A 23252-nucleotide genomic window follows, 5' to 3' on the forward strand; every position below is an offset into this window, starting at 1 on the left:
ATAAATGGTGTGTGGTCTATCTTCGGCTTATAGATACAAAGAGATAAAGGGAAGTTGCATATGGGTTAAAAAAAAGTTTGAATGGTGAAATACCAGTTTGAACGACCGGAAGTGCCGATCTTTCAACTTCATTTTTCCGTTTCCTCCAATCTCCCTACCTTTGCGTTTTAGATAGCATATATATGACTGAACAAATTCTTATTTTAGATTTTGGCTCACAGTACACCCAGTTAATTGCACGCAGAGTCCGCGAACTGAATGTTTATTGTGAAATCCACCCATACAATAACTTCCCCGATCTCACTCCCAACGTCAAAGGCGTAATTCTTTCAGGAAGCCCCTGTTCGGTAAGGGATGAGGATTCTCCCCGGATCGATTTCAATAAGTTTCGCAAAACAATACCCCTGCTGGGCGTATGCTACGGCGCGCAACTGCTCGCGCAGGAGCTTGGCGGCGATGTGAAGCCCTCACAGCACCGTGAATATGGCCGCGCAAGGCTGGAAATCGATGATTCCGATTCTTCATTGTTGGCTGGCTTGTCGGAATCTTCGCAGGTTTGGATGTCACATGGCGACACGATCGTCCGCGCACCGCAGAATTTCCACGTGATCGCTTCTACGGAATCGGTGAAAGTCGCTGCATTCAAAGTGGAGGATGAATTGACCTACGGTATTCAGTTCCATCCCGAAGTGACGCACACAACCGAAGGCAAGAAGTTGCTGCATAATTTTGTAGTGAATATTTGCGGTTGCAAGCAAGACTGGACTTCCGAATCATTTGTAGAACATACCATTGAACAGCTTCGCAAGAAACTGGGGAACGATAAGGTCGTAATGGCATTGTCGGGCGGTGTGGATTCAACAGTTGCTGCTACTTTGGTCCACCACGCCATTGGCCAGAACCTGTATTGTATTTTCGTTGACAACGGACTCCTACGCAAGGATGAGTACGAGCAAGTCCTGCATTCCTATGAAGATATGGGCTTGAATATCAAAGGTGTGGATTCTAAATCGCACTTTTATGAATCATTATCGGGACTGACTGACCCCGAGGCGAAACGCAAGGCTATCGGAAAGTCGTTCATCGATATTTTTGATCAGGAAGCACATCTGATCGAGGAAGTGAAGTGGCTTGGACAAGGCACTATCTACCCTGATGTGATCGAATCGGTTTCGGTGAAAGGTCCGTCGGCGACGATCAAATCACACCACAACGTGGGTGGTTTGCCCGATTTTATGAAATTGCAAATCGTGGAGCCGCTGAACACATTGTTCAAAGACGAGGTTAGAGCCGTAGGACGTACATTGGGGATCGACGAAAAAATCCTTGGCCGTCACCCATTCCCGGGACCCGGTCTTGCGATCCGTATCCTTGGTGACATTACACCTGAAAAAGTCGCGATTTTGCAGGAAGTGGATGCCATATTTATTGGCGGGCTGCGCAAATGGGATTTGTATAAAGACGTTTGGCAAGCTGGCGCGATGCTCTTGCCTGTGCAAAGCGTAGGTGTAATGGGCGATGAGCGCACCTACGAGCGCGTGGTCGCTCTCCGCGCGGTAACGTCAGTAGACGGTATGACTGCTGACTGGGCTCATTTGCCGTACGATTTCCTTGCGGAAGTTTCGAATGACATTATTAATAAAGTGAAAGGGGTGAACAGGGTCGTTTACGACATTTCCTCCAAGCCGCCTGCTACGATTGAATGGGAATAAAATGAAAAAGGCGGATATTAAATCCGCCTTTTTCATTAGTTATATCTCCGAATGCCGTCAGGATCGCCCGACACCACGGCTCAATAGGCTCAATACGAAAAGAACGAGGAATACGAAGAAAAGAATTTTAGCAATTCCGGCTGCACCTGCGGCTATTCCGCCGAATCCAAGGATACCGGCAATGATAGCAATAACGAGAAAAATTACGGTCCATCTTAGCATGATTGACAAGTATTTAGGTTTTCGAATATTGATTTCTGATTCAATAATTACCAACTCTGTGCCAGCGGCGAATTTGCTCCAAATAGCGGCCTGATTGCTGGAATCGATTAAAAATGAGGTTTTTTGTGGAGAATGATGCACAGTTCCAAGTGTTGAAATGATGTTTTCTGAATTTCTGCCGCCGTGAAATCGTTAATTAGTTTCCGGGCACCCGCCAATTATGTTATTTTATTTTAACCAAATTACCCGATTACGAATGAAGTTTAAATTTTCTGTGCTGTTGCTGGTCACGCTGGCGTTCCGGGTTTCAGCACAAAGTGACCGTTGGCAGCAGCGCGCGAAGTATCAGATGGAGATTGATTTTGATGCGGTCAAACACCAGTATAAAGGATCCCAAAAGCTGGTTTATATCAACAATTCCCCCGATACGCTTCAAAAGGTATTTTATCACTTATATCTCAATGCATTTCAGCCGGGAAGCCAGATGGACGTGCGCTCGCGTTCTATCAGCGATCCGGACAGCCGTGTAAAGGACCTAATTTCGAAATTGTCGCCGACTGAAATCGGTTATGAAAAGGTGCTTTCCCTTAAACAGAACGGCAAAGTGCTGAAATATGAAGTCGTAGGGACGATCCTCGAAGTGACCTTGAACGAGAAAATCCTTCCCAAATCGCAGCATACATTTGAAATGGAGTTCGAAGGACAGGTTCCGTTGCAAATCCGCCGCACCGGTCGGAACAACAGCGAGGGCATCGACTATTCGATGGCGCAATGGTATCCCAAAATGTGCGAATACGACTACGAAGGCTGGCATTCTAATCCTTATATTGGTCGCGAGTTCTATGGAATCTGGGGTGATTTTGACGTGAAGATTACGATGGATGCGGCTTATACCATTGCGGGGACAGGTTATCTGCAAAACCCTGATAAAATAGGTCATGGCTATTCTACTAAAAACATTACCCACAAACCCGGCGATCGCATTACATGGCATTTTGTTGCACCCGAAGTTCACGACTTCATGTGGGCCGCCGACCGCGATTATAAGCACGACATTGTAAAAGTGGATGATAACTTAGACCTGCATTTCTTTTACCAGACCGACACACTGGCTAATTCATGGAGGGAGATGGAGCCGCTCGCAGTGCGTTCTTTCAAGATTATGAACGAGCAGTTCGGGCGCTATCCTTACAAACAATATTCGGTAATACAAGGTGGGGACGGCGGAATGGAATATCCGATGGCGACGCTGATCACTGGCCGCCTCGGCCTGCACGCGTTGACGAGCGTCACTGTTCACGAGTCTATTCACAGTTGGTTCCAGGGTGTTTTGGCAACAAACGAATCCAAATATTCCTGGATGGATGAAGGGTTTACTACTTATGCGCAGAACATCGTAATGGCCGAGTTGTTCCCGTCCAAAGGCGATCCTCAGCGTGCTGCGACGACCAGCTACGTAAGCTTGGTCAAATCGGGCCTGGAAGAGCCGCTGACAACCCACGCCGACCATTATAATACCAATCGCGCTTACAGCATTGCCAGTTATTCCAAAGGCGCTGTTTTTTTGAATCAGTTGAACTACATTATGGGCAAGGAAACATTCCGGCGTGGTATGAAGCGGTATTTCAATGAATGGAAATTCAAACATCCCAACCCGACGGACCTGAAGCGCATTATGGAAAAGGAATCGGGATTGGAACTGGATTGGTTCTGGGAGAATTTTGCAGGAACAACCAAAACGATCGATTACAGTATCCGTGAAGTGGTGGCTAATGCAAGCAAGACCGATGTGGTGCTCGAAAGGATCGGACAGATACCGATGCCCCTGGATGTGGTGGTAAGTTATAAAGATGGTACACAGGAGAGTTTTTATATTCCGCTTGAAATCATGCGCGGTGAAAAGGATGAGAAGCTATATTCCAAAACCACACAAATGGTTGACTGGGGCTGGACCTATCCCGAGTATTCGTTCACGATTGATCGTAACATTTCGGACATTCATGCGATCGTCATTGACCCTAGCCAGCGCATGGCGGACATCGATCCAGATAACAACGTCTGGCCATCCGTGCTAAAAACAACACCGCGCTTCAAAGCCAACAAAGCGAAATGATTACCGTCCGAACCGAAAGGAGGCACCGATGCGCCATCCCATCCCATCGAAATGGGAGCCATGGAATTGCGCAACGGCCTCCAAGCGGACGATCCGCATGATGTTGTCAATCCCATAAACCACTTCTGAATAGTTTCGGATCGTTGGCACCCGCAGATAATGCAGTTGGAGTGTTTCGGAAAGTCCGGTTACACGAAGAGACTGGATGCGTGTGAGCGCGAAATGCTGCATGGTCCATGTAAGGTGCGCCTGAAAAAACCATTGCGACGTGCTGTACCGGTAATAGGGCAGCATCCGGAACTGGTCGGGCGGGTAGACGTACTGAAAGAAGAATTCGTTACCCATGAAGTGCTGGTAATCGGGGAAGTACATTTTTTTAGTACTTAAAAAGCCGCCCCCGTTGACCAGATATTCCAGATTGCTGCGAGGCCCCAGGCTCAAATCCTGCCGTATCGTGCCTTGCAGCGACGAATAATCCACATCGCCTGCAAATCCCAATCCACTTTTATAATTTATACTAAAAGAAGGCCCTCTGCTTCTCAAATAGCGTTTTTCGCCATTGCGGATGAGGTATCTTCTCCATGGTCGCAATGTAGCCGTCAGGTCGAGCAGCCATGCGTTGTGATCTTCAAAACCAGTGTTGGAAAGTTCACGGTTAGAAGGCCGGTTAGGCGTGAACCCGAACTGGCTCCAAAAAATGATTGGCCGGGCACTTTCCTGATTGAAAAGCTCTTTGCGACGCTCGAAATCCAAGCTCGCATTCAAGCTCAGAATGTCGCCAATGTTCCGGAGCGTGTATTGAATATGACCATATTGTTTTTGATAGACCTTCATGAGACTACGGTCGAAAAAGCGAGCGGCTATGCTGTTAGGCAATGGCGGAATCGGTTCGCGGTTGTTGAACTGAGAAGCCATTTCCCCGCCGGATAGCGAGAGGTTCCAGCGGTTATTGCCGACGTTCGTTTCCAGATTTCCGTAAAGCTTTTTACGCCCAAACGAGTAACGCACCAGCGGCCGGAGACTAAAATACGACGATTTTTTCCATCGCTTCTGCCATTCTGTGATGAAATTTATGGCATTCCCTTCGACCGAATTATAGCTAATGGACAGCAAAGGACTTTTGAAATAAAAAGAATTACGCTTGCCCAATGCATAGGTATTTCCGATTAACAGGTGAATGGGTTTGAAGTGGGTTGAATCGGGCTTGGTTTTGACCCGGATCGAATCCTTGACTACCTTAATGCTATCCTGTGTAACATAGCTTGAAACCTCGGATTTGGTCAAGGGAATCGGTCTTAGCACCTGCCAGTAGGTAGTGTCGCGCTTGTTGGCCATGGAATCGATCACGATGGAATCCTGCCGAACAAGCCGGTCGTTGCCGAGCTGTTCTTTCTGCTCTTTTTTCTGCTCGCGCTCGTATTGTTTGGTGAGTTTCCTGAAATTTTTGGTGGAAAATTCTTTCTGCGCCTGGATCAGATTTTCAAGGTCTTTGCCACCTTTGACTTTCGCCGTTTCCTCTTTCTTATGGTCGGCGATCACAATATCTTCCCGCAGGCTGGGATCGACGTCGAGCTTTTCATAGGAAAGCGAAACGAGGTAGCGGAATTCGCCTGCAAAGCCCAGATAGCTGCCATTCAGCCGGAACTGCTGGTTCACCGGAATCCAGACGCCCTGCACCGGGCTGAAAATCTGTTTCGCCGAAATGTTTAAACCGCTGGTAGTAGTTTGCAAATCGTAGCTATGAATCGCCCAACGGTCTTCCAGGATAAACAAACTTCCCCTGAAAACCCCTTCGCCGTAAGCTTTTGGAATAACTTTTATTTTATTGACTATCTGGCCCCTTTCTTCAAAATAGCCCTCATATTCAAATTTGTAATAGGCAAACGATTTGGGTGACAGGGGCGAAATAGTGCCCGCAATCTCGGGGCTGTATAAACTAGCCAGTATGTATTCATTCGGAGAAGGAATGCTGTTATCGAGGCTGTTGCGGGTAGAGATAATGCGCTGGCTATAATTGTTCGGACGGCGGTATTTGATTTCCGCTACGCTTTCGTTAAGAATAGCTTTGCCTTGCTGCACACCTTCTTTTTTCAGCCGTTTTTGTAATAGAAAGGGAATTTTGGTCGCTACGCCAGTGCTTCGTGAGTATACTTTCGCCGTGTAGCCACGCACCTGCAACTGGTGAAAACGCGCTTTTGCAATCGCCCGGCGCATAATGCTGTAAGCGGGATCTTCCTTTGCCTTCCCAATAGTGGCTTCCTGCAAGCTGAGGGCCTGTTCTTCCATCGTCACGTTCAGTTCGGTAAAATCATTACCGACTGCTATCGTTTTGGAAATACTTTTGAAACCCAGGTACTGGAAGATAATCTCGTAATTGCCGGGCGCGAGACCGAATTCATATTCGCCTTCTTCATTGGCCATTGTACCATTGCTTGTGCCCTTCACAGTAATGCCCGCATAGGGAAGTGCTTCGCCATTTTTTGTGGTAATGCGTCCCCGTAACCCCCCGGCCTGGGAGAGCTGCTGCATAGCCAGAAAGACGAGCATAAATGCTAGAAAACGCATGTAGTCGGGTATAAAGTGCTGATAGCGGTAACTGGAGGCGTGGTATTTTGTGCAACAAATTATCGCAATTAGCACAAATTACATGACATTCCAGACCCCGCTATTGACTTTACATATAGAACCGTACCAGTGATGCGGCGCGCTAAAAAAAAGCGGCACGCCGAACGTTCGACATGCCGCTTTCGAAGGAGGATTACGCTATTAATCGCATTCCCCGTCAATGGTGCAGTTTGCGCCATCGGCCAGGTTCACGAGTGGTTTCGGATTGGCCTTTTCCCACTCGCCAAATGATTGCTGCAATGCACCGAGGAATGTTTCGGTGTGTTGTGCTCCGGAAACCGCATATTTGCGATCGAGTACAAAGAACGGAACGCCGCGGGCTCCTACTTGCTGCGCTTCGTAAATGTCCTTACGAACATCCTCGCTGAAACGAGTGCCTTCCAAAATCGCCTTCAATTCAGCACCATCCAGCCCGATCGCCGTTCCCAGCTCGATCAACGTGTCGTGATCGGCCGTATTTCTTCCATCCGTAAAATAAGCTTTGAACAACTGCTCCTCCGCCGCGTCGCCGAGTCCCTTCGTTTTGGCAAACTGCAAAAAACGGTGCGCATCGAACGAATTGGCCAGTACAGCTTTGTCCATATTATATTCCAATCCGGCTTCGGCAGCCATATTGGTCACATGATCATTCATTTGCTGTGCATAGTCCGGTGTCCAGCCTTTGGTTTCGGCCAGATATTCGTTAATGCTTTTTCCCGGCTCCGTTTTCATCTGCGGGTTCAGCTGAAAGCTTTTCCACTCCACCTGAATCTGATCCCGCTGTGGAAACTCCGCCAATGCACTCTCAAACCGCCTCTTGCCGATATAGCAAAACGGGCACATTACATCACTCCATATTTCGACTTTCATGATATCGTATTTCTCTATTGTTTCATTTGAGAGAGCCATTTGTTGTCAGGTGTTGTCGTTTTAGTCAACTGTTTTCAGGGACTTTAATTTGTTGCCCGAAAGTCCTAACAATACTTGATTACACCTGATCACTCTTGATAATCCCTGACTATTCACCTTATCAAAAAGGTCAAATGGATATAAAAAGTTCGTCATGTGCCCGCCGCACTTTCTTCGCATTTACCAGCGGATCTTTTTCATGATCACGATAACCCAATGCCAGGATCACCACACTTCGAAGCCCCTTCTCGCGAAGCCCCAGGATTTCATCCAGTTTAGCAGCATCAAAACCTTCCATCGGTGTAGCATCTACCTCTTCCGTGGCGGCCGCTACCAGTCCGTGGCCAAGCGCAATATATGCCTGCCGTGCAGCCCAATCGAAATTGACATCCTCGCTACGGCTGAGGATACCGCCATTAATGCTGCTGTGGTAGGCGGCCAGCGATTCGAGGCTTACGTTCCGTGTGGTAGCGACAAGTTTGATAAAGTCGTCCACATGCTTCGAAGTCAGCTTTTCCCAAGCTGCAAAAATCAGCAAATGTGAAGCGTCGGGTATTTGAAGCTGCCTGCTTGCAGCCTCCTGGTATATCTTGTCTTTGAGTACTTTATCTTCTACTATGACAATATTATAAGGCTGCAAGCCTACTGAGGAAGGCGAGAGCTTGATGGCTTCGAGGATATTGTCCAGCTTTTCCTGGGGAATCGTCTGGCCGTTCATGCGTTTGGTGGCATATCGCCAGTTCAATTTTTCTATTAACTCGCTCATTTTTATCTAAGTTTGGTGCGCCAATGATTAACCGGCATACAAACTTAAATAAATTTACTATACATTTGTAAGTAGTATACAAAAGGATAGTGAAAAATCGGCTATGGAAAAGACAAAGGAATCGCACCTGCCCACTCTCGGCGAATGCACAAAAAGCATCCTCCCGGTACGCGACGCATTGGAAGTATTAAGCGGCAAATGGAAGCTGCCCATTATCATATCCCTCATGTTTGGCAACAAACGCTTCTCGCAGATTGCGAAGGAAGTGCCCGGTATTACCGACAAAATGCTCTCGAAAGAACTCCGCGAGCTGGAATCTAACGACCTGGTAAAACGGACAGTTTACGACTCGATCCCCGTGGTAGTGGAGTATTCACTGACCGAGTATGGGCATTCGTTGGAAGTTGTGATCAAGACGCTGCGGGATTGGGGCGTGGCGCATCGGAAGCGGATGATGGTGGCGGAATAGAAGTTGGCCTCGTTTATTCAATTTTAAGGAGCCGGTTTTTAGTTCTGACAGAACTTACGTTAACCGATGAATGCAGAATAGTTTGCTGAATGAAGTATTCGGAATTGGCTCGCCGGGCAACAGATTTATTCTTCGTATCAGTATGAGAAAGCCTGTCCATCACGGATTTCGGAAAATGTAAAGCAAGAGTAGATCCGGTATCAATATGTAGCGTTACAGACGTGTCTCCAACCATTGCATTAATTTCAAAGCCATTTTGATAGGGAATCACTCCCTCATTAGCGGCATTCAGAGAATCTCTTGAATAGGTAATCTCTCCGCGTGGAGAATCAATAGTCACGAGATAATCTCGGAAAAAGTCTCGTCCTACAATTCCGTAAATAAGCATTCTGCCGTTGCTGCGATTGCCATTGTAATTTCTGGACAGAAGCTCAACATTTTGCTCTGCCAATCCAGCAACTCGGAGACTCGACACCGTGAAGACAGGTATAATCTTATATCTGCCGCTCCCGTCAAAGTTCTTCGTTGAGTCGGATGCGGTGAGTCCAAGCTCCTTTACAATGCGCTCGTCGATACGGCCTATTCCGGATGCTCCCGTATCCACCAAAAAGTTGAACGGGCCTTTTTCATTGACATAGGCTTCTATAAAGAGGTCATTATTAGCGATTTTGGCGGTTATTCGCCCTGACGTTTCTTGCGCATTGACATGATGACTGACAACCAGTAGAATTGTCGCTTTGAGGAAGAGTTTGATCATCGAACTAAGTAGGTTTATTTTCCTCGAAAGTAATTGCTATATGCTCCCAGGCGAATTCGCGTAATCAGCAGGCTAACTGGAAATGAGCAAACGGTAAAATTACATTGCCGGACTATGTCTGATAATTGAAAAGGCCCCATTGCACATCGCTTTCAAGTCTTCACAAACAGATTTATTAAAATGTACATGAATGTCACCCTCGACTTTCACCCTCGGTTTTACGACCTATTACGTTTTAATCTCTGTCAGTGGAAATGATGAAGCTCTTCAAAATCATTGTGTTACTGTGTATTTGTTCAAAAGCATTTAGTCTTTCTGTTATGGGGAGCCACCTCGAATGGCAAACTGTGCCGGGCTCAAATGACGAATACAAGGTAAGATTAACGCTCTATCTCGATGCGACCAGTATCGAATTGGAACAGCAACAACAATACATTTACCTCTTTCACGATGACAAACACTGGGAGACAGCTGGACAGTGGGTCTACTTTGGCCTCTTTTATTTGGACAAAATTTCCTCGCGGGAAGTTGAGCAGGATACACTTGCCTGCGCTGGAACAGGCCCCTGGGAAGATTTCGAAGGGCAGCGACATGTGTTCGTGAACATCTACGAAACAACGATTCAGGTTCCCGGCGTGCAAAAGTTACCTTCGGACAACGGCTTTATCGTAGCTTGGCATTCGATTGGTACTCGTGATGGAAAGGATAATAACTGTACTAATTCAACAGGCTCGTTTGAGTGGGTGACAACGTTCATTCCCCCCATGTCCAGGAATGGAGGTAGCATACGAAATTCGAGCCCTGTAATCGGAAATGTAAACAAGTTCTTCGTATGCATCGATGATTTTGCAACTATTCAATTGCCGGCAGTCGATAGCGATGGCGATAATCTTAAATACAAATTGTCGAAGCCTTATATCGTAATGGCCAGCCGGAGTATCCCACAAAAGACAATAACTACCCGCGATTTATTTTGGGCAAATGGGTACACCGACCAAAACCAAATGCATGGAAACCCAGCCCTAACCATCAACGAAAACACCGGCGAACTCACGGTCAAACCCAGCGAGGAAGGCCAATACTTTATTGGCATTTCTGTCGATGAATATCGAAATGGAGTGAAGATCGGCACCGTCAATTTCTATTACACCCTCACAGTCGTGGACTGTAACGAGCAGCAGGCATGGGATAAGGACATTTACAAAGACACCACCGACATCCAAACCCTCACCATCTGCGAAGGCTCGCATGCCACATTAACCTCCAAACAAACCTTCCCCAATCCGCAGCCGGAATTCCAATGGACCAGAAACGGCAAAACCATCTGGGGCGCTAATGCGCAAAGCATTACCATTTCGGAAGCTGGTGAATATCAGCTTTTAGTGAAGAAAATAAACGGTTGCCCGGATTCCTTCGAATCTGAAACTGTCAATGTAAGCATCACATCTTCCGGTGCGGAGATGGATAGCATACCGCCCATTTGCGACACAACGCTTCCGTTTGTATTGAATGCGACGCCGCCGGGCGGAACATTTACCGGGGCAGGTGTAACGGGTAATACATTTGATCCGAAAATAGCCGGTGAAGGAACACACGAAATTCAATACGTGATCGAAGGCTCGGAGGCTTGCCCGACTTCGGTTGCGAAGCGCGATGTCATTGTGAGTCAGACGCCGGTGATCGATCTGGTAGATATTCTGTATGCTTCAAGAGATAAGCCGATTCGCATTGGCGTCAAAGACTCGCTGGATGTGGCCTACCGCTGGACACCGCCTGCTTATTTGAACAGCGTTACTTACGCGAATCCCACATGCACGCCCTCCGCAGGCATTACTTATTTGGTTACGGCTACAAATGCGTACGGCTGCGTAGGCCGTCGCGAGGTGAAGGTTAAGATCATCGAAAATATCCTCATCCCCGACGCATTCACGCCGAATAAGGATGGTATCAACGAAACCTGGGAATTAAAAGGCATTGAAATTTATCCCAATTGCCGGGTGACGATCTACAACCGCTGGGGCGAAGTGATATTCCATTCCGTCGGCTATCAAAATGCATTCGACGGAACGGTCGCAGGGGCATTGCAAATGCCGGGTGTATACGCGTATAAGATCCGGCTTACTGAGAACAGCCCTGAAATGATGGGGTCGTTGACGTTGATCCGGTAATATTTATTTCACATGATAATTAAAACGTGCCACTTGCTGGATAAAAGTAAGTGAAGCCAATTGTGAATTTCAAATTGCCTATTCTTTTTAAACAAAATCATCTTGATCGACCTTCGCTTTAACTATCCCCATCTGGATTGTCAGTATGCCCATTTAAGTGAATGTTTAGCTATTGAAGCTGGGAAGGCAAATGCTGACAGGCTTCAACATTTGCAAACACTTTCCGCTCACGCAGCAACGTGGCTTTCCCAGCCAGAGCACCGCGTTAACTCTAGCCAAATATTAACGACCCATGGAGGGAGTCATGCGCTATCCGTAATTGCGCAGGTAGCTGATATTGTGCGACAAGTAGTGGTGGTTGATCCATTGACCTATCATGGCTTTATCCGACTGGCATTTCTTTCTAAGATCAGATTAGTTGTATGTCCTATTGATGATCAAGGATTTGTACCGAACGAACTAACCGCAATTTGTGAGAGGTGTGTCGTAAAGGCATTTTATATGATACCAACTATCCATAATCCGCTTTGTGGCCTTCCAAATGCCTGCGGAGCGTCGGAAATCAATCGTTCAAGTCGCACGCAAATTCAACGTTAGGATTATTGAGGACGACGCGTACGCTTTTTTAGTTGAAGGTGGACCTTGTCGATTTATGCATCTTGCTCCGGAAAGGACATTTTCAATAATCAGTCTTACAAAAATAGTGGACCCGCGTTTCAAGATTGCATTGTTGTATACGCCCCCTGAATGCTATTTGAAGGCACGCAGTGTTATTGAATTCGGGGCAGGCGAACCTAGCCAGCTCTTCGAGCGTCTGACTATCGAATGGATTAAGAACGGTTTACTCGATTCATTGTCCTATAAGAAAAGACAAGTTGCAAATCGGAGGCAACAAATAGTGCGAGAAATTCTGTATGGTTATGATTTTGTCTCTCAAAGTTCTGCTTTCCACATCTGGCTCCCGCTCAATGCACCCAATATTGACCGCATTGTAACAGGTATCAAAAATGATGAAGTTGATATTCTCGGTAGCAGGGATTGTCAGGTTAGCAATGTGCCGGGCCCTGGCGGACTACGGATTGCATTTGGAAATGTTCGGAGTGATGAAGAGTTGATTCGAGGTCTTAAAATACTTGTCAAACACATAACATACAGCCAGTAGTATAAGCAATGAAAAAGGAATATCTATATCTAAGTATAAGTTGTTGGCAGCGGGATTTACCACTGTCATTCTTTGGGCCTCTGGATTCATAGGAATAGAAGTTGCGCTCGGATCATACACACCAACACAAGTCGCATTCCTTCGGTTTCTGATAGCTTCCTCGATATTAGCCCTTTAAGCGTTGGGCGACGGTTCAAACCCCCTACAACACGTGATGCATGTAGAATAGTCTTAATGGGTATGATAGGAATTGCGCTTTATAATATTACACTAAACTATGGCAAGCAATTCGCGTCAAGTAGTACGGCCAGTTTTGTAGTCAATACAGCTCCAATCTTTACGGCTATTCTATCGTCAATATTTTTAAATGAACAAGTTACATTCCGCCAAGCTGTCGGGATATTGATAGCTTTTCTTGGAATTGGTGTAATTGCCATTGGTGAAGGACATTTGGCTATACCATCATCATAGATGTTACTTTTGGCTCCATCATGCCAAAGTGCATTTTTTGTGCTTCAAAAACCACTTTTAAGCCGATACTCAGTATTCGAACTGATTTGCTTCAGCATTTGGACGGGAACAATTTGTATGTTTCCATTTGCCAATGGAATAGTATACGCGTTCGGAAAGGCATCATTATCTGCCAATCTGGGAGTTCTTTATTTAGGTATTTTCCCGTCAATAATTGGCTATTTGTGCTGGGCATATGTATTGTCGAGAATGTAAGCCTCGAAGGTCGCGACTTTTTTGTACCTGATTCCACTCGTTACGATTATTATAGCTGGTTTGGTACAGGGAGAGATGGTTAAGACAATGACAGTTGTAGGGGGCTTTTTAACTATTTTCGGAGTTGTTATCGTGAAAGTAAAGAGTTCCGAGAAACGGGGCGCTTTTGAAAAGGCTAACCCTAGTGAACTATAAATAAAAAAAGTATCCCCCGCTGGATCGAACCCCGAAAGTTGGACTAGTTAAGATTTAACGATTAGTGTGATGAGCTCGGTATTGAGCCGCGCTCATTCCATTTAAATTTAGCCTGATCCTGTCGTGCTTGAGTACTCGCTGACGGAGTATAGGCATTCGCTAGAAATCGTGATCAAGAGGCTACGCGACTGGGGCGTGTCGCATGGGAAGCGGATGATGACCCCAGTCGAATAAAATAATTTAAAACCACATCACTTTACCATGCAATTTGCCTTAGCTTCTTTCTAAGAAAGTGTTTGACTGGTAACTCAAAAATCCGATAGATTAGGTAGGAGGTTGTGTAAGTGGATAGAATGAAGATGACCAGCGTTTCCGTTTTTGTTGGATTAAGTATTCCGTACAATAGAAACAGAGAATGAAACACTATTTGTAATGGAAAATGCAGCAGATAGGAACTGTAAGTCAAATCACCAAATCCTATCCACAGTTTTCCACTTTCGGGAGAGCGAACTTGAAGCCATGTCAGAAAGTACACGAATGTTGGCAGTATGGTTACACAAGCGACGTATACTTTTGGATGATGATGTTGCATAAAAGTAAATGGATAAAAGGCGATGCCAGCCACGCAAAGACCAACCGCGGGAAGCTTGCTGCTGGCAAAACATGAATTCGTACTCTGATGGTCGAATAACAAATACAATAAACCGCCAAGAAAATAACAGAAAATACCAGCACCGACGTGTATTCCGCCAATTGCCAGTCCCATCAAACTCATTATTGCAACGTACCTGGGACGCAATGGTACGAATTTGCAAAAGACGAAAAATAACGCGTATAAGAGAACTTCTATCGATACCGACCATATCGGGCCGTTAAATGAATGTCCGTCTTGCAAACCCCAATAAGAGGCGAATGCCAATTGGAGCATAAAATGTTTAAGGTCGTTATGTTCATATACAAAATACGAGTTAAAAAGCTGATAATAAACGAATTGAAGAGAGGCAGTAAGCAACAGCGTTAGCAGATGTAAGGGGTAGAGTCGCGAGAATCGATTCCATGCGAAGGTTTTCAACGATACAGACCGACGAACGATCCCGTTAGAATAGAAAGAAAAGAAAACGAACCCGGACAGAATAAAGAAGAGGTAGACGGCCAGATCTCCATATTCATAAAAAGGCTTTAAGATAAAGTAGCCTGGTTGTTCTTCTCTGTTAAAACCTGGGCGAAGTTTGCACTTATCGAAAAAGAAATGTTGGTAATGCCAGATCAGAACGGCAAACGAAGCAAAGCCACGAAGAAGGTCAAGCAAATAAAAGCGCTGAATTTGATTTTGAGCCCTGATAGTATTCATGTTGCTCAAAATAGTCGTCTTGTAGTTCCGAGCGAATTCGCTTGATCGATAGGTTAGCCGGAAATGTCCGAACGGTGAGAAGCAGGGAATTTGTTTGCTGGTATCTGCTCAGATCTTTTCAGAATTAGCAACACAAAAAAGGCAACCCATTACAGGTTGCCTTTTTACAGTTCAATAAAATGCGCAGATTACCCCAGCTGATTAATGCAGTTCAAATCTTCGAACGCAACTTTCAGACGGGCGATCATGCTTTCTTCGCCTTTGCGTAGCCATACGCGTGGGTCGTAGTATTTTTTGTTCGGGGAATCTGAACCTTCGGGGTTGCCGAGTTGTGATTGCAGGTAACCTTCTTTGGATTTGTAATATTGGAGAACACCTTCCCAGGTCGACCATTGCATATCGGTATCGATGTTCATTTTGATCGCGCCGTACTCGATCGCTTCGCGGATTTCTTCGCGGGATGAGCCTGATCCTCCATGGAATACGAAGTTAACGGGCAGGTCGCCAGTTCCGAATTTCTCCTTAATGTAATTCTGTGAATTACGAAGGATTTTCGGCTCCAACTTCACGTTACCTGGCTTGTAAACCCCGTGAACATTACCAAATGCAGCTGCAATGGTGAAGTTCGGAGATATTTTCAACAGTTCTTCGTAAGCGAATGCCACTTCCTCAGGCTGAGTATAGAGTTTCGAGCTGTCAACGTCAGAGTTGTCGACACCGTCTTCTTCGCCACCCGTTACACCGAGTTCGATTTCAAGCGTCATGCCTAATTTCGCCATACGTTCGAAATATTTAGCGCAGATCTCGATGTTTTCCTCGATAGGCTCTTCCGAAAGGTCGAGCATGTGTGAGCTGTACAACGGCTTACCATATTGATCGAAATAACGCTCGCCCGCATCCAGCAAACCGTCGATCCAGGGAAGGAGTTTTTTCGCGCAGTGGTCGGTGTGGAGGATTACAGGGATTTCGTACAATGCCGCCATCTGGTGTACGTGCATCGCACCGGAGATACCGCCGGCAATAGCTGCCTGCTGATTGGCATTGGAAAGACTTTTTCCTGCATAAAATATAGCACCGCCATTCGAAAACTGAATAATAACAGGGCTGTTAACCGTTTTGGCTGTTTCCAGGACCGCATTTACCGAATTGGTACCTACCACGTTAACCGCCGGAAGGGCATAATTGTTTTCGTTGGCATGGCGGAAAATTTCACTAACTCCATCGCCGGTTACAACACCGGGTGCAAAGCGTTTTGTCGTTTCGCTCATAGTAATAAAGGATATTTTTTCAAGAATTAATTTTACAATTCAAGTGTCGGCCCGGAATTGTACGGCAATCCCTGCAAGTTAGCTATTTTAGCCAAAATGGCCGAGCTATGTATGGTTTATTATAGGTTGAAACGAAGATTAATACAGCAATGATCGTTTTGGCGCAATCTGTGGTATCTTTGAAAATCAATGAAAAAGTGGGGTTGCGGCTCCCGATGTTTAAGAAGATTCTTCATTAATGAATTCCAAACTGATCCGGACGATTTTCCTGGCCCTGGCATTCGGATTTCTGGTGCTTTGGGTGCTCGAATTCCGGCGCGCCGGGCTCTTCGAAAGCTACTGGCTATTGCTATTGTGCATCATTTGTTTTTTGCTATTCCAATTCACGCGGTTGAAGGCAGCCGCGCTTGCCAAAGGGGCGGGGCAACCGGAGGCTGTGTCCAAAAAATCCGGTGCAGCGTCTGCAGGTGCAGCGTCTGCGGGATCCGCGGTCGGCAGTCGGCAGTCGGCCTTCCATTCCAAACCTGGTAAAAAGCCCAAGAAATGAACCCGATATTCCTGGTTACCACCATCGTCTTCTTTATTCTGGCAGGTTATTATGGCGCGGTGCGATCGGTGTTGCTCGATGTGTGGATCGACAGGTATTCGCTCCGGCACGAGAAAAACGAGTTGGTTGAGCAGACGCTCTACTGGCGCCGGATACTCCGGATGATCCGCCTGATGGTGGTCGCATTGGGCAGTTTTATGGCTGTAATAACCGTATTTCCACTATTTTCTCCCAATACCGGCGTGCAAAACTGGCTGCTGATTATCGCTTTGTTTGCGGCGCTGGCGGTGTTGTGGATGGCATGTTATTCCAGCTGGGTCAAAGTTGGACGGGCTTTTCCAAAGGCGTTGGATTTGAAAGCATTCCCCGTTCGTTTCGGAGAATGGCTGATGACGCCGCTATACTGGGTTGTGGAGCCGTTTGTGAAGGAAAACATCCTGTCGCCTTCGCTGCGGGATGATATTATTTCAGCCGATGACCCTGATTTCGACGATCATAGTATCGAAGAGCGGATGTTTATCAATGCATTGGACTTCAAGGATTTGCGCATCCGAGATTGTATGATCCCAAGGACGGAAATTTCAGCTGTCAATGTCAATGCAAGTATAGAAGATTTGAGGACCGCGTTTCTGACAAGCGGGCATTCGAAAATCATTGTACATAAGGAATCGGTCGATGAGGTGCTGGGCTACTGCCATGCATTATCGTTGTTTAAAAAACCGAAAGAGATCAGCAACATTATCACACCCATCCTGATCGTGCCCGAAGCCATGCCTGCGCGCGATCTCATGCTGCGCTTCCTCGAAGAGCGCCGCAGCATCGCTCTGGTAGTAGATGAGTTCGGAGGAACTTCGGGACTGGTAAGCGTGGAAGACGTAGTGGAGCAGATTTTCGGGGAAATCCAGGACGAATACGATACCACGGAGGACTGGACCGAGCGCCAGATCGACGAGCATACCTATATGCTCAGCGCACGACACGAACTCGACTATTTGAACGACAAATACGGCTGGGAACTACCCGAAGGTGATTACGACACGGTCGCCGGGATGCTAATCCATTTTTGCGGCGATTTGCCTGATGAAAACGAGGTCGTTGAAATTCCGCCGTACTCCTTCGAGATAGTTTCCGTACAAGACACGCGCATCGAATTAGTGAAACTGACTTTGGAAGAAAAAGAGCGTAAAACGGAAAAAAGCAGCCATAATTAGCCTTTAATCAAGCACCATTAAATCACTCCCATGAGCCGGTTCATTCCACTTGTAGTAGCCCTTCTTTTTATACAAAATATTGCATTTGCCCAGCAGACGAAGCTTAAATCCGAAATCGAAACCATCAGCAAGCTGGCGCAGGGTATTGTGGGAGTAGGGATTATGGATTTGAAAACAAAGGAAGCTTTGCTGATCAACCAAGATCATAAGTTTCCCATGCAGAGCACGTTCAAGTTCCCACTTGCCATTGCGGTGCTGGATTTGATTGATAAAGGGAAATACAAACTGGATCAGAAGATACACGTTACCCAGGCGGAAGTCAACAAGAAAACGCACAGCCCGATGCTGGGTAAATACCCTGATCAGGATTTTGACATTACCATAGCCGAGCTGCTCAGCTATTCGGTTTCTGAAAGCGACAATAATGCCTGCGACATACTTTTCGAGCTCGCCGGAGGGACCAAAAAGGTCAATGATTACATCCATTCGTTGGGCGTGAAGGATATTGCCATCGTGGCCACGGAAAAGCAAATGTCGACCGGCTGGGACGTTCAGTATACCAATTATGCGCGGCCATCGGCATATCTGCAACTATTGCAGATCGCCTATGAGCGCAAGAAATTGTCGGAGACGAGCCACGATTTTCTTTGGAAAATATTGGTGGAAGGGCCTACGGGTTTGAAAAGGATCAAAGGACAACTTCCAAAAGGCACGGAAGTAGCGCATAAGACCGGAACTTCCAATACCAACGAAAAGGGAATAACTGCTGCAACGAACGACGTGGGCATCATGAAATTACCGAATGGCAAGGCGATCGCGGTGGTCGTATTCGTTTCCGACGCTGCCGCGGACAGCGATGCGCGCGAGTTGGTGATTGCCCGGATCGCGAAGGCGGCGTGGAACTACTACGGCGGCAATTAATCAGGACTACATTACAGAGAACCAGTGCAGATTACAGTCGAGAAAATAGGCAAAAAGTTTATCAAAGAATGGATCGTACGGAATGCGAGCTTCGAGCTTGCGGCCGGTGAGAAATATGTTTTTGTAGGACCAAACGGAAGCGGAAAATCGACATTACTGCAATTGCTGACTGGCATGATACCGGTTTCGGAGGGGAAGATTATTTATACTGATGGTAACGGCAAAGAGGTGGAAACCGATCATTGGTATAAACACATTGTAATCGCAGCCCCATATCTCGAATTGATCGAAGAATTTACATTGCGGGAACAGATCGAGTTTCACGGCAAGTTCAAGGCTTTCAAAAACGGCATTTCGGCCAAGGATTTCGAGGAGTTTATTCAATTATCTCACGCCAGCAACAAAATTATCCGCCATTTTTCTTCGGGCATGAAACAGCGGGTGAAGCTTGGGCTGGCACTCCTTTCGGATGTCCCGGTGGTTTTTCTGGATGAGCCAACGACAAATCTGGATGTGCAGGGCATCAATTGGTACCTCGATCACGTAATGGCAAATACACAGAATCAGCTCGTTTTGCTAGGTTCAAATGTGCAGCAGGAATACGAATTTTGTGAAAATATCATTTCGGTTTCTGCGTTCAAATAGAAAAACCCGCCGTCACGGAATATGCAGAAAACTCTACGGCTTCTTCTTTTATCGTTTCTGATTATCGCCCGCGCAGCTGGCTACTCGCAAGCTGCTTCAGCCTATTTTATCGAAAACAAAGGACAATGGGATAAGGAAGTCCGTTTTCGTGCTGCCATTCCCGGCGGCTTTCTGTTCTTAAAGGACAACTCTCTGCTCTACGTGCTTTACGACGGTGCGAAGATATCCACATTGCACGGAAAAGGGCATGATGGAATACCTGCTGTGCGTGAAGATATAAATGCGCCCGGCATTCGTGCGCACGGGGTGGAAGTATTGTTCGGCAATACAGTGGGCAATGTGACGTATAAACCCGTCAGGGAAAGCAAGGGTTCATTCAATTATTTCCTGGGTAATCATGCCCAAACATGGGCTGCCGGGGTGAAAGGCTATGAAGAGGTAGTATACGAAAACATTTATCCGAACATCAATCTGCGGGTTTACCTGAACCAGGCGAAATTGAAATATGAATTTATCGTCAAACCCGGTGCGGATGCTTCGCAGATCAGTTTGCAATATAAGGGAGCTGAGAAGGTTTCTTTGAACGAGTTAGGGCAAATAGTGATCAAAACCTCGGTAGGAGAGTTTAAGGAAGCGCAGCCCTATTCGTTTCAATCATCAGCTAATGCGCGGACGGTGGAGGTTGCTTCGACTTTCCGTCTTAACAGCGAAAATATTGCCCATTTTGACCTGCCAAACGGTTATAATAGATCATTACCGCTGACAATCGATCCGGAACTGATCTTTTCTACCTATTCGGGATCGGTATCCGACAACTGGGGCCATACCGCTACGTATGATGGGGATGGTAACCTCTACTCGGGAGGGACAGTCTTCGGCACCGACTTTCCTGCGACTACGGGCGCTTTTCAGGTTAAATTTGAAGGGTTGGTAGACGTTTCGATCATGAAATTCAATCCCGACGGTTCCGATCTGCTCTACGCCACTTTCCTTGGAGGTGATAATACCGACGTTCCTGCCAGCCTGATCGTGAACAGTAAAAATGAGTTGCTTATTCTCGGTACCACATCTTCCAAAGACTTCCCGATCCGGACGAATGCTTTTCAGAAAACATTTGGAGGAGGAGCACGCGTAACGCCTATTTCCGGATTGGAACTGATCAATGGCGGGGATCTTTTTATTTCCAAATTGAATGCGGATGGAAGCCAGCTCACGGGTTCCACTTTTGTTGGTGGAAACGGCAACGACGGCGTCAGCATGACCGATATTGTTACCATCAGAAATTATGGAGACAGTTTCAGGGGTGAAGTAGGGATTGATCAGAATGATCAGGTTTATGTGGTATCGTCCACCAACTCGACTAATTTTCCATTAAAAAATCCTTCACAAAACAAGCTGGGAGGCGGCCAGGATGCAGTGGTGCTGCGACTCTCCGCAGGGCTCGACCAATTGTTGTGGGCAACTTACCTCGGTGGCGATAAATGGGATGCGGCCTATTCACTGAAAGTATCGGGTAATGGGGAAGTTTACGTTGCCGGAATTTCTCAAAGCAGTAACCTTCCGACCAAAACCGGCGTGTATCAGGCGGCATTGAAAGGTGCTGAGGACGGTTTCGTGGCCCGTTTCGCAAATGACCAGCTTTCGGCACTGACCTATTTAGGTACTGATAAGGAAGATGGCGCCTACCTGCTGGATCTTGATCAAGCGGGTCTAGTATATGTTTACGGCTTGACAATGGGCAGTTATCCTGTCAGTCAGGGTGTTTATCAGAATGCCAAAAGCAGTCAGTTCGTGCATGCATTGAATGCAACATTATCCCAAACTGTGTTTTCGACGGTCATCGGCTCGGGCCGGGGGACGCCTGATATCTCACCAACTGCTTTTCTGGTAAGCGAATGCGGTAATATTTATCTGGCGGGTTGGGGTGGCAATGTCAATTCCAGCACGGGTAACAGCGGCGCCAGCAGCACAGCCGGCCTGGCGGTGACGGATGATGCCATTCAGCCCACCACAAATGGCAATAATTTTTACATCGCAATCCTGGAAGAAGGTGCGAAATCATTGTTATATGCGACATTTTTCGGAAGCCTGAGCCGCGATCCACGTTTGCAGGGAGACCACGTTGACGGTGGTACCAGCCGCTTCGATAAGAATGGAATGATCTACCACGCGACCTGCGCCTGCGGAGGGAGCCATTTCCCGACGACGCCTCAGGCATGGTCTCAAACGAATAGTAGCGAAAACTGTAATAATGCCGCGTTCAAGATCGATATCGATCGTTTGAAGGCTGATTTTGATGTCTATTCAGGCCAAACCAAGGATGTGCTGAAAGGATGCGCGCCATTGGATCTGACATTTGTCAATACCAGTGAGGGAGGCGTCGATTATATATGGGAAGTAAACGGCGCCACGATTTCCCGCGAGGAGGGCCAGTCGGAATATTCATTCACCAAACCCGGCGAATATACCGTGACGCTGACTGCTTACAACCGGTTGAGTTGTAAACGAATGGATGTTGCGGAAAAGAAAATTCTGATCGAAACATTGGCTACCAAAGTTACCGGTGATACGACGGTTTGCGAGAATACCGCTGTGAAACTGAGTGCCAGTGGAGGCTCCCAATACAAATGGTCGCCCGCCGCCGGACTGGACAATGCGAATACCGCTACCCCGGTTGCGACAGTGAAAGAATCTGTCGAATACACCGTTGAAATCAGCAATGCGGCGGGTTGCAAAGTAACCGAGCAGGTAAAGCTGGCCGTTGAGAAAAAGACTGATTTTGTTGATATGCCTGATACCGAAGTATGCCAGGGTGCGACTGTCACTCTAACAGTTTCCGGCAATGCACCGCAATATAAATGGCATGCTACTACGGGCCTTGAAGAGACGATCGGTAAATCGGTGACTGTAAAGCCCACAAAAACAACGACTTATATTATTGAAGGGTTGTATGAGGATGGCTGTCGGCCGTTGCGGGAGATCACGGTGAAGGTGGACGACTCCTATGCACCGGATTTTGATGTCGTGCAATCCGGAGGAGCCTGCAACGAGCCATTTTCCTATTCATTCACTAACAAAACGCCTGGCGCTCAGCGCTACGAATGGAATTTGGGATCAGGCAACCCGATGAATGATCCGGACGTAAAAAACTATATTTACGAGCTCCCTGGTGAGTATACGATCACGCTTACGGCGTATAATGCGGCAGGATGCTCGCTCACTGCCTCCAAAAAGATCAGCGCGGAACCTGCATTTATATTAAGCAACGTCATCACGCCAAATGGCGATGGTAAGAATGATTCGTTCATTGTTCCGGTCGCGTCGTCTTCGCTGGAAGTATTCAACCGCTGGGGTAAATCCATCTTCAAAAGTGCTGATTATAAGAATGATTGGGGTAAAGACATTGCGAATGGCACCTATTTGTACGTAGTTGATACCCCGCAAGGGAACCATTGTAAAGGGTGGGTCGAGGTGCTGGAATAGTAGGTTTTGATTAAATGGGAAGA

Annotated in this window: 20 protein-coding genes; 13 read left to right on the top strand and 7 right to left on the bottom strand. The window is 46.8% G+C overall.

What is annotated here, in order from left to right; genetic code table 11:
* The first annotated feature begins 182 nt into the window (after positions 1 to 182).
* Positions 183 to 1712: a glutamine-hydrolyzing GMP synthase gene (gene guaA / locus LZD49_RS08180; RefSeq protein ID WP_234666856.1), complete on the top strand. Its 1530-nt coding sequence runs from the start codon at positions 183 to 185 to the stop codon at positions 1710 to 1712.
* Positions 1713 to 1769: 57 nt separating this feature from the next.
* Here the strand turns inward: guaA and LZD49_RS08185 are convergent, their stop codons facing one another.
* On the bottom strand, positions 1770 to 1934 hold the full coding sequence (locus LZD49_RS08185) for a DUF1328 family protein (protein WP_083769210.1): 165 nt from the start codon (positions 1932 to 1934) through the stop codon (positions 1770 to 1772).
* 256 nt (positions 1935 to 2190) lie between these two features.
* Here LZD49_RS08185 and LZD49_RS08190 point away from each other — a divergent pair, with 256 nt between their 5' ends.
* Positions 2191 to 4047, top strand: a complete 1857-nt coding sequence (locus tag LZD49_RS08190) for a M1 family metallopeptidase (RefSeq protein WP_234666857.1) — start codon at positions 2191 to 2193, stop codon at positions 4045 to 4047.
* Here LZD49_RS08190 and LZD49_RS08195 read toward each other — a convergent pair whose 3' ends face one another.
* The 3 genes from LZD49_RS08195 to LZD49_RS08205 form a co-directional block, all read right to left on the bottom strand.
* Complete coding sequence (locus LZD49_RS08195) at positions 4048 to 6612, bottom strand: DUF5686 and carboxypeptidase regulatory-like domain-containing protein (protein ID WP_234666858.1); 2565 nt, start codon at positions 6610 to 6612, stop codon at positions 4048 to 4050.
* Positions 6613 to 6813: 201 nt separating this feature from the next.
* Complete coding sequence (locus LZD49_RS08200) at positions 6814 to 7521, bottom strand: DsbA family protein (protein ID WP_234667185.1); 708 nt, start codon at positions 7519 to 7521, stop codon at positions 6814 to 6816.
* Positions 7522 to 7690: 169 nt separating this feature from the next.
* Positions 7691 to 8326, bottom strand: coding sequence for an NAD(P)H-dependent oxidoreductase (locus LZD49_RS08205; RefSeq protein WP_234666859.1), 636 nt, complete (start codon positions 8324 to 8326; stop codon positions 7691 to 7693).
* A 103-nt stretch (positions 8327 to 8429) separates the two neighbouring features.
* On the opposite strand from LZD49_RS08205, the gene LZD49_RS08210 reads away from it, so the two are divergent.
* A complete protein-coding gene (locus tag LZD49_RS08210) occupies positions 8430 to 8795 on the top strand; it encodes a helix-turn-helix domain-containing protein (RefSeq protein ID WP_234666860.1) in 366 nt (121 codons plus the stop codon).
* A 13-nt stretch (positions 8796 to 8808) separates the two neighbouring features.
* Here the strand turns inward: LZD49_RS08210 and LZD49_RS08215 are convergent, their stop codons facing one another.
* Positions 8809 to 9552 (bottom strand): retropepsin-like aspartic protease, encoded by a 744-nt coding sequence (locus LZD49_RS08215; RefSeq protein ID WP_234666861.1) that lies wholly within the window; start codon positions 9550 to 9552, stop codon positions 8809 to 8811.
* A 254-nt stretch (positions 9553 to 9806) separates the two neighbouring features.
* Between LZD49_RS08215 and LZD49_RS08220 the strand changes: the two genes are divergently transcribed.
* The 5 genes from LZD49_RS08220 (at position 9807) to LZD49_RS36015 (ending at position 13608) form a co-directional block, all read left to right on the top strand.
* Entirely contained in the window at positions 9807 to 11720 is a 1914-nt protein-coding gene (locus LZD49_RS08220) for a gliding motility-associated C-terminal domain-containing protein (RefSeq protein ID WP_234666862.1), read from the top strand.
* 102 nt (positions 11721 to 11822) lie between these two features.
* The gene (locus LZD49_RS08225) at positions 11823 to 12317 is read left to right on the top strand and encodes an aminotransferase class I/II-fold pyridoxal phosphate-dependent enzyme (RefSeq protein WP_234666863.1); all 495 of its coding nucleotides are present in this window, start codon (positions 11823 to 11825) and stop codon (positions 12315 to 12317) included.
* Between the two features lie 106 nt (positions 12318 to 12423).
* Positions 12424 to 12882 carry a hypothetical protein gene (locus LZD49_RS08230; RefSeq protein WP_234666864.1) on the top strand — a complete coding sequence of 153 codons (459 nt, stop codon included), beginning with the start codon at positions 12424 to 12426 and terminating at the stop codon, positions 12880 to 12882.
* 72 nt (positions 12883 to 12954) lie between these two features.
* Complete coding sequence (locus tag LZD49_RS36010; protein WP_409021304.1) at positions 12955 to 13353, top strand: DMT family transporter; 399 nt, start codon at positions 12955 to 12957, stop codon at positions 13351 to 13353.
* Positions 13354 to 13608, top strand: coding sequence for an EamA family transporter (locus LZD49_RS36015; RefSeq protein ID WP_409021305.1), 255 nt, complete (start codon positions 13354 to 13356; stop codon positions 13606 to 13608).
* A 451-nt stretch (positions 13609 to 14059) separates the two neighbouring features.
* Here the strand turns inward: LZD49_RS36015 and LZD49_RS08235 are convergent, their stop codons facing one another.
* Both LZD49_RS08235 and fbaA read right to left on the bottom strand, forming a co-directional pair.
* Positions 14060 to 15154 carry an acyltransferase gene (locus LZD49_RS08235; protein WP_234666865.1) on the bottom strand — a complete coding sequence of 365 codons (1095 nt, stop codon included), beginning with the start codon at positions 15152 to 15154 and terminating at the stop codon, positions 14060 to 14062.
* A gap of 188 nt (positions 15155 to 15342) precedes the next feature.
* Positions 15343 to 16422 carry a class II fructose-bisphosphate aldolase gene (gene fbaA / locus LZD49_RS08240; RefSeq protein WP_234666866.1) on the bottom strand — a complete coding sequence of 360 codons (1080 nt, stop codon included), beginning with the start codon at positions 16420 to 16422 and terminating at the stop codon, positions 15343 to 15345.
* A 238-nt stretch (positions 16423 to 16660) separates the two neighbouring features.
* On the opposite strand from fbaA, the gene LZD49_RS08245 reads away from it, so the two are divergent.
* The 5 genes from LZD49_RS08245 to LZD49_RS08265 are packed head-to-tail and all read left to right on the top strand — an operon-like array spanning position 16661 to position 23229.
* Positions 16661 to 16969, top strand: coding sequence for a hypothetical protein (locus LZD49_RS08245; protein ID WP_234666867.1), 309 nt, complete (start codon positions 16661 to 16663; stop codon positions 16967 to 16969).
* A complete protein-coding gene (locus LZD49_RS08250) occupies positions 16966 to 18180 on the top strand; it encodes a hemolysin family protein (protein WP_234666868.1) in 1215 nt (404 codons plus the stop codon). The genes LZD49_RS08245 and LZD49_RS08250 overlap by 4 nt, the downstream gene beginning before the upstream one ends.
* Before the next feature lie 30 nt (positions 18181 to 18210).
* Complete coding sequence (gene bla / locus LZD49_RS08255; protein WP_234666869.1) at positions 18211 to 19101, top strand: class A beta-lactamase, subclass A2; 891 nt, start codon at positions 18211 to 18213, stop codon at positions 19099 to 19101.
* Between the two features lie 24 nt (positions 19102 to 19125).
* Entirely contained in the window at positions 19126 to 19746 is a 621-nt protein-coding gene (locus LZD49_RS08260; RefSeq protein ID WP_234666870.1) for an ABC transporter ATP-binding protein, read from the top strand.
* Between the two features lie 21 nt (positions 19747 to 19767).
* On the top strand, positions 19768 to 23229 hold the full coding sequence (locus tag LZD49_RS08265) for a gliding motility-associated C-terminal domain-containing protein (RefSeq protein WP_234666871.1): 3462 nt from the start codon (positions 19768 to 19770) through the stop codon (positions 23227 to 23229).
* Positions 23230 to 23252: the final 23 nt, after the last annotated feature.

Source organism: Dyadobacter sp. CY261 (assembly GCF_021440085.1).
In the GTDB taxonomy this organism is placed as follows: domain Bacteria; phylum Bacteroidota; class Bacteroidia; order Cytophagales; family Spirosomataceae; genus Dyadobacter.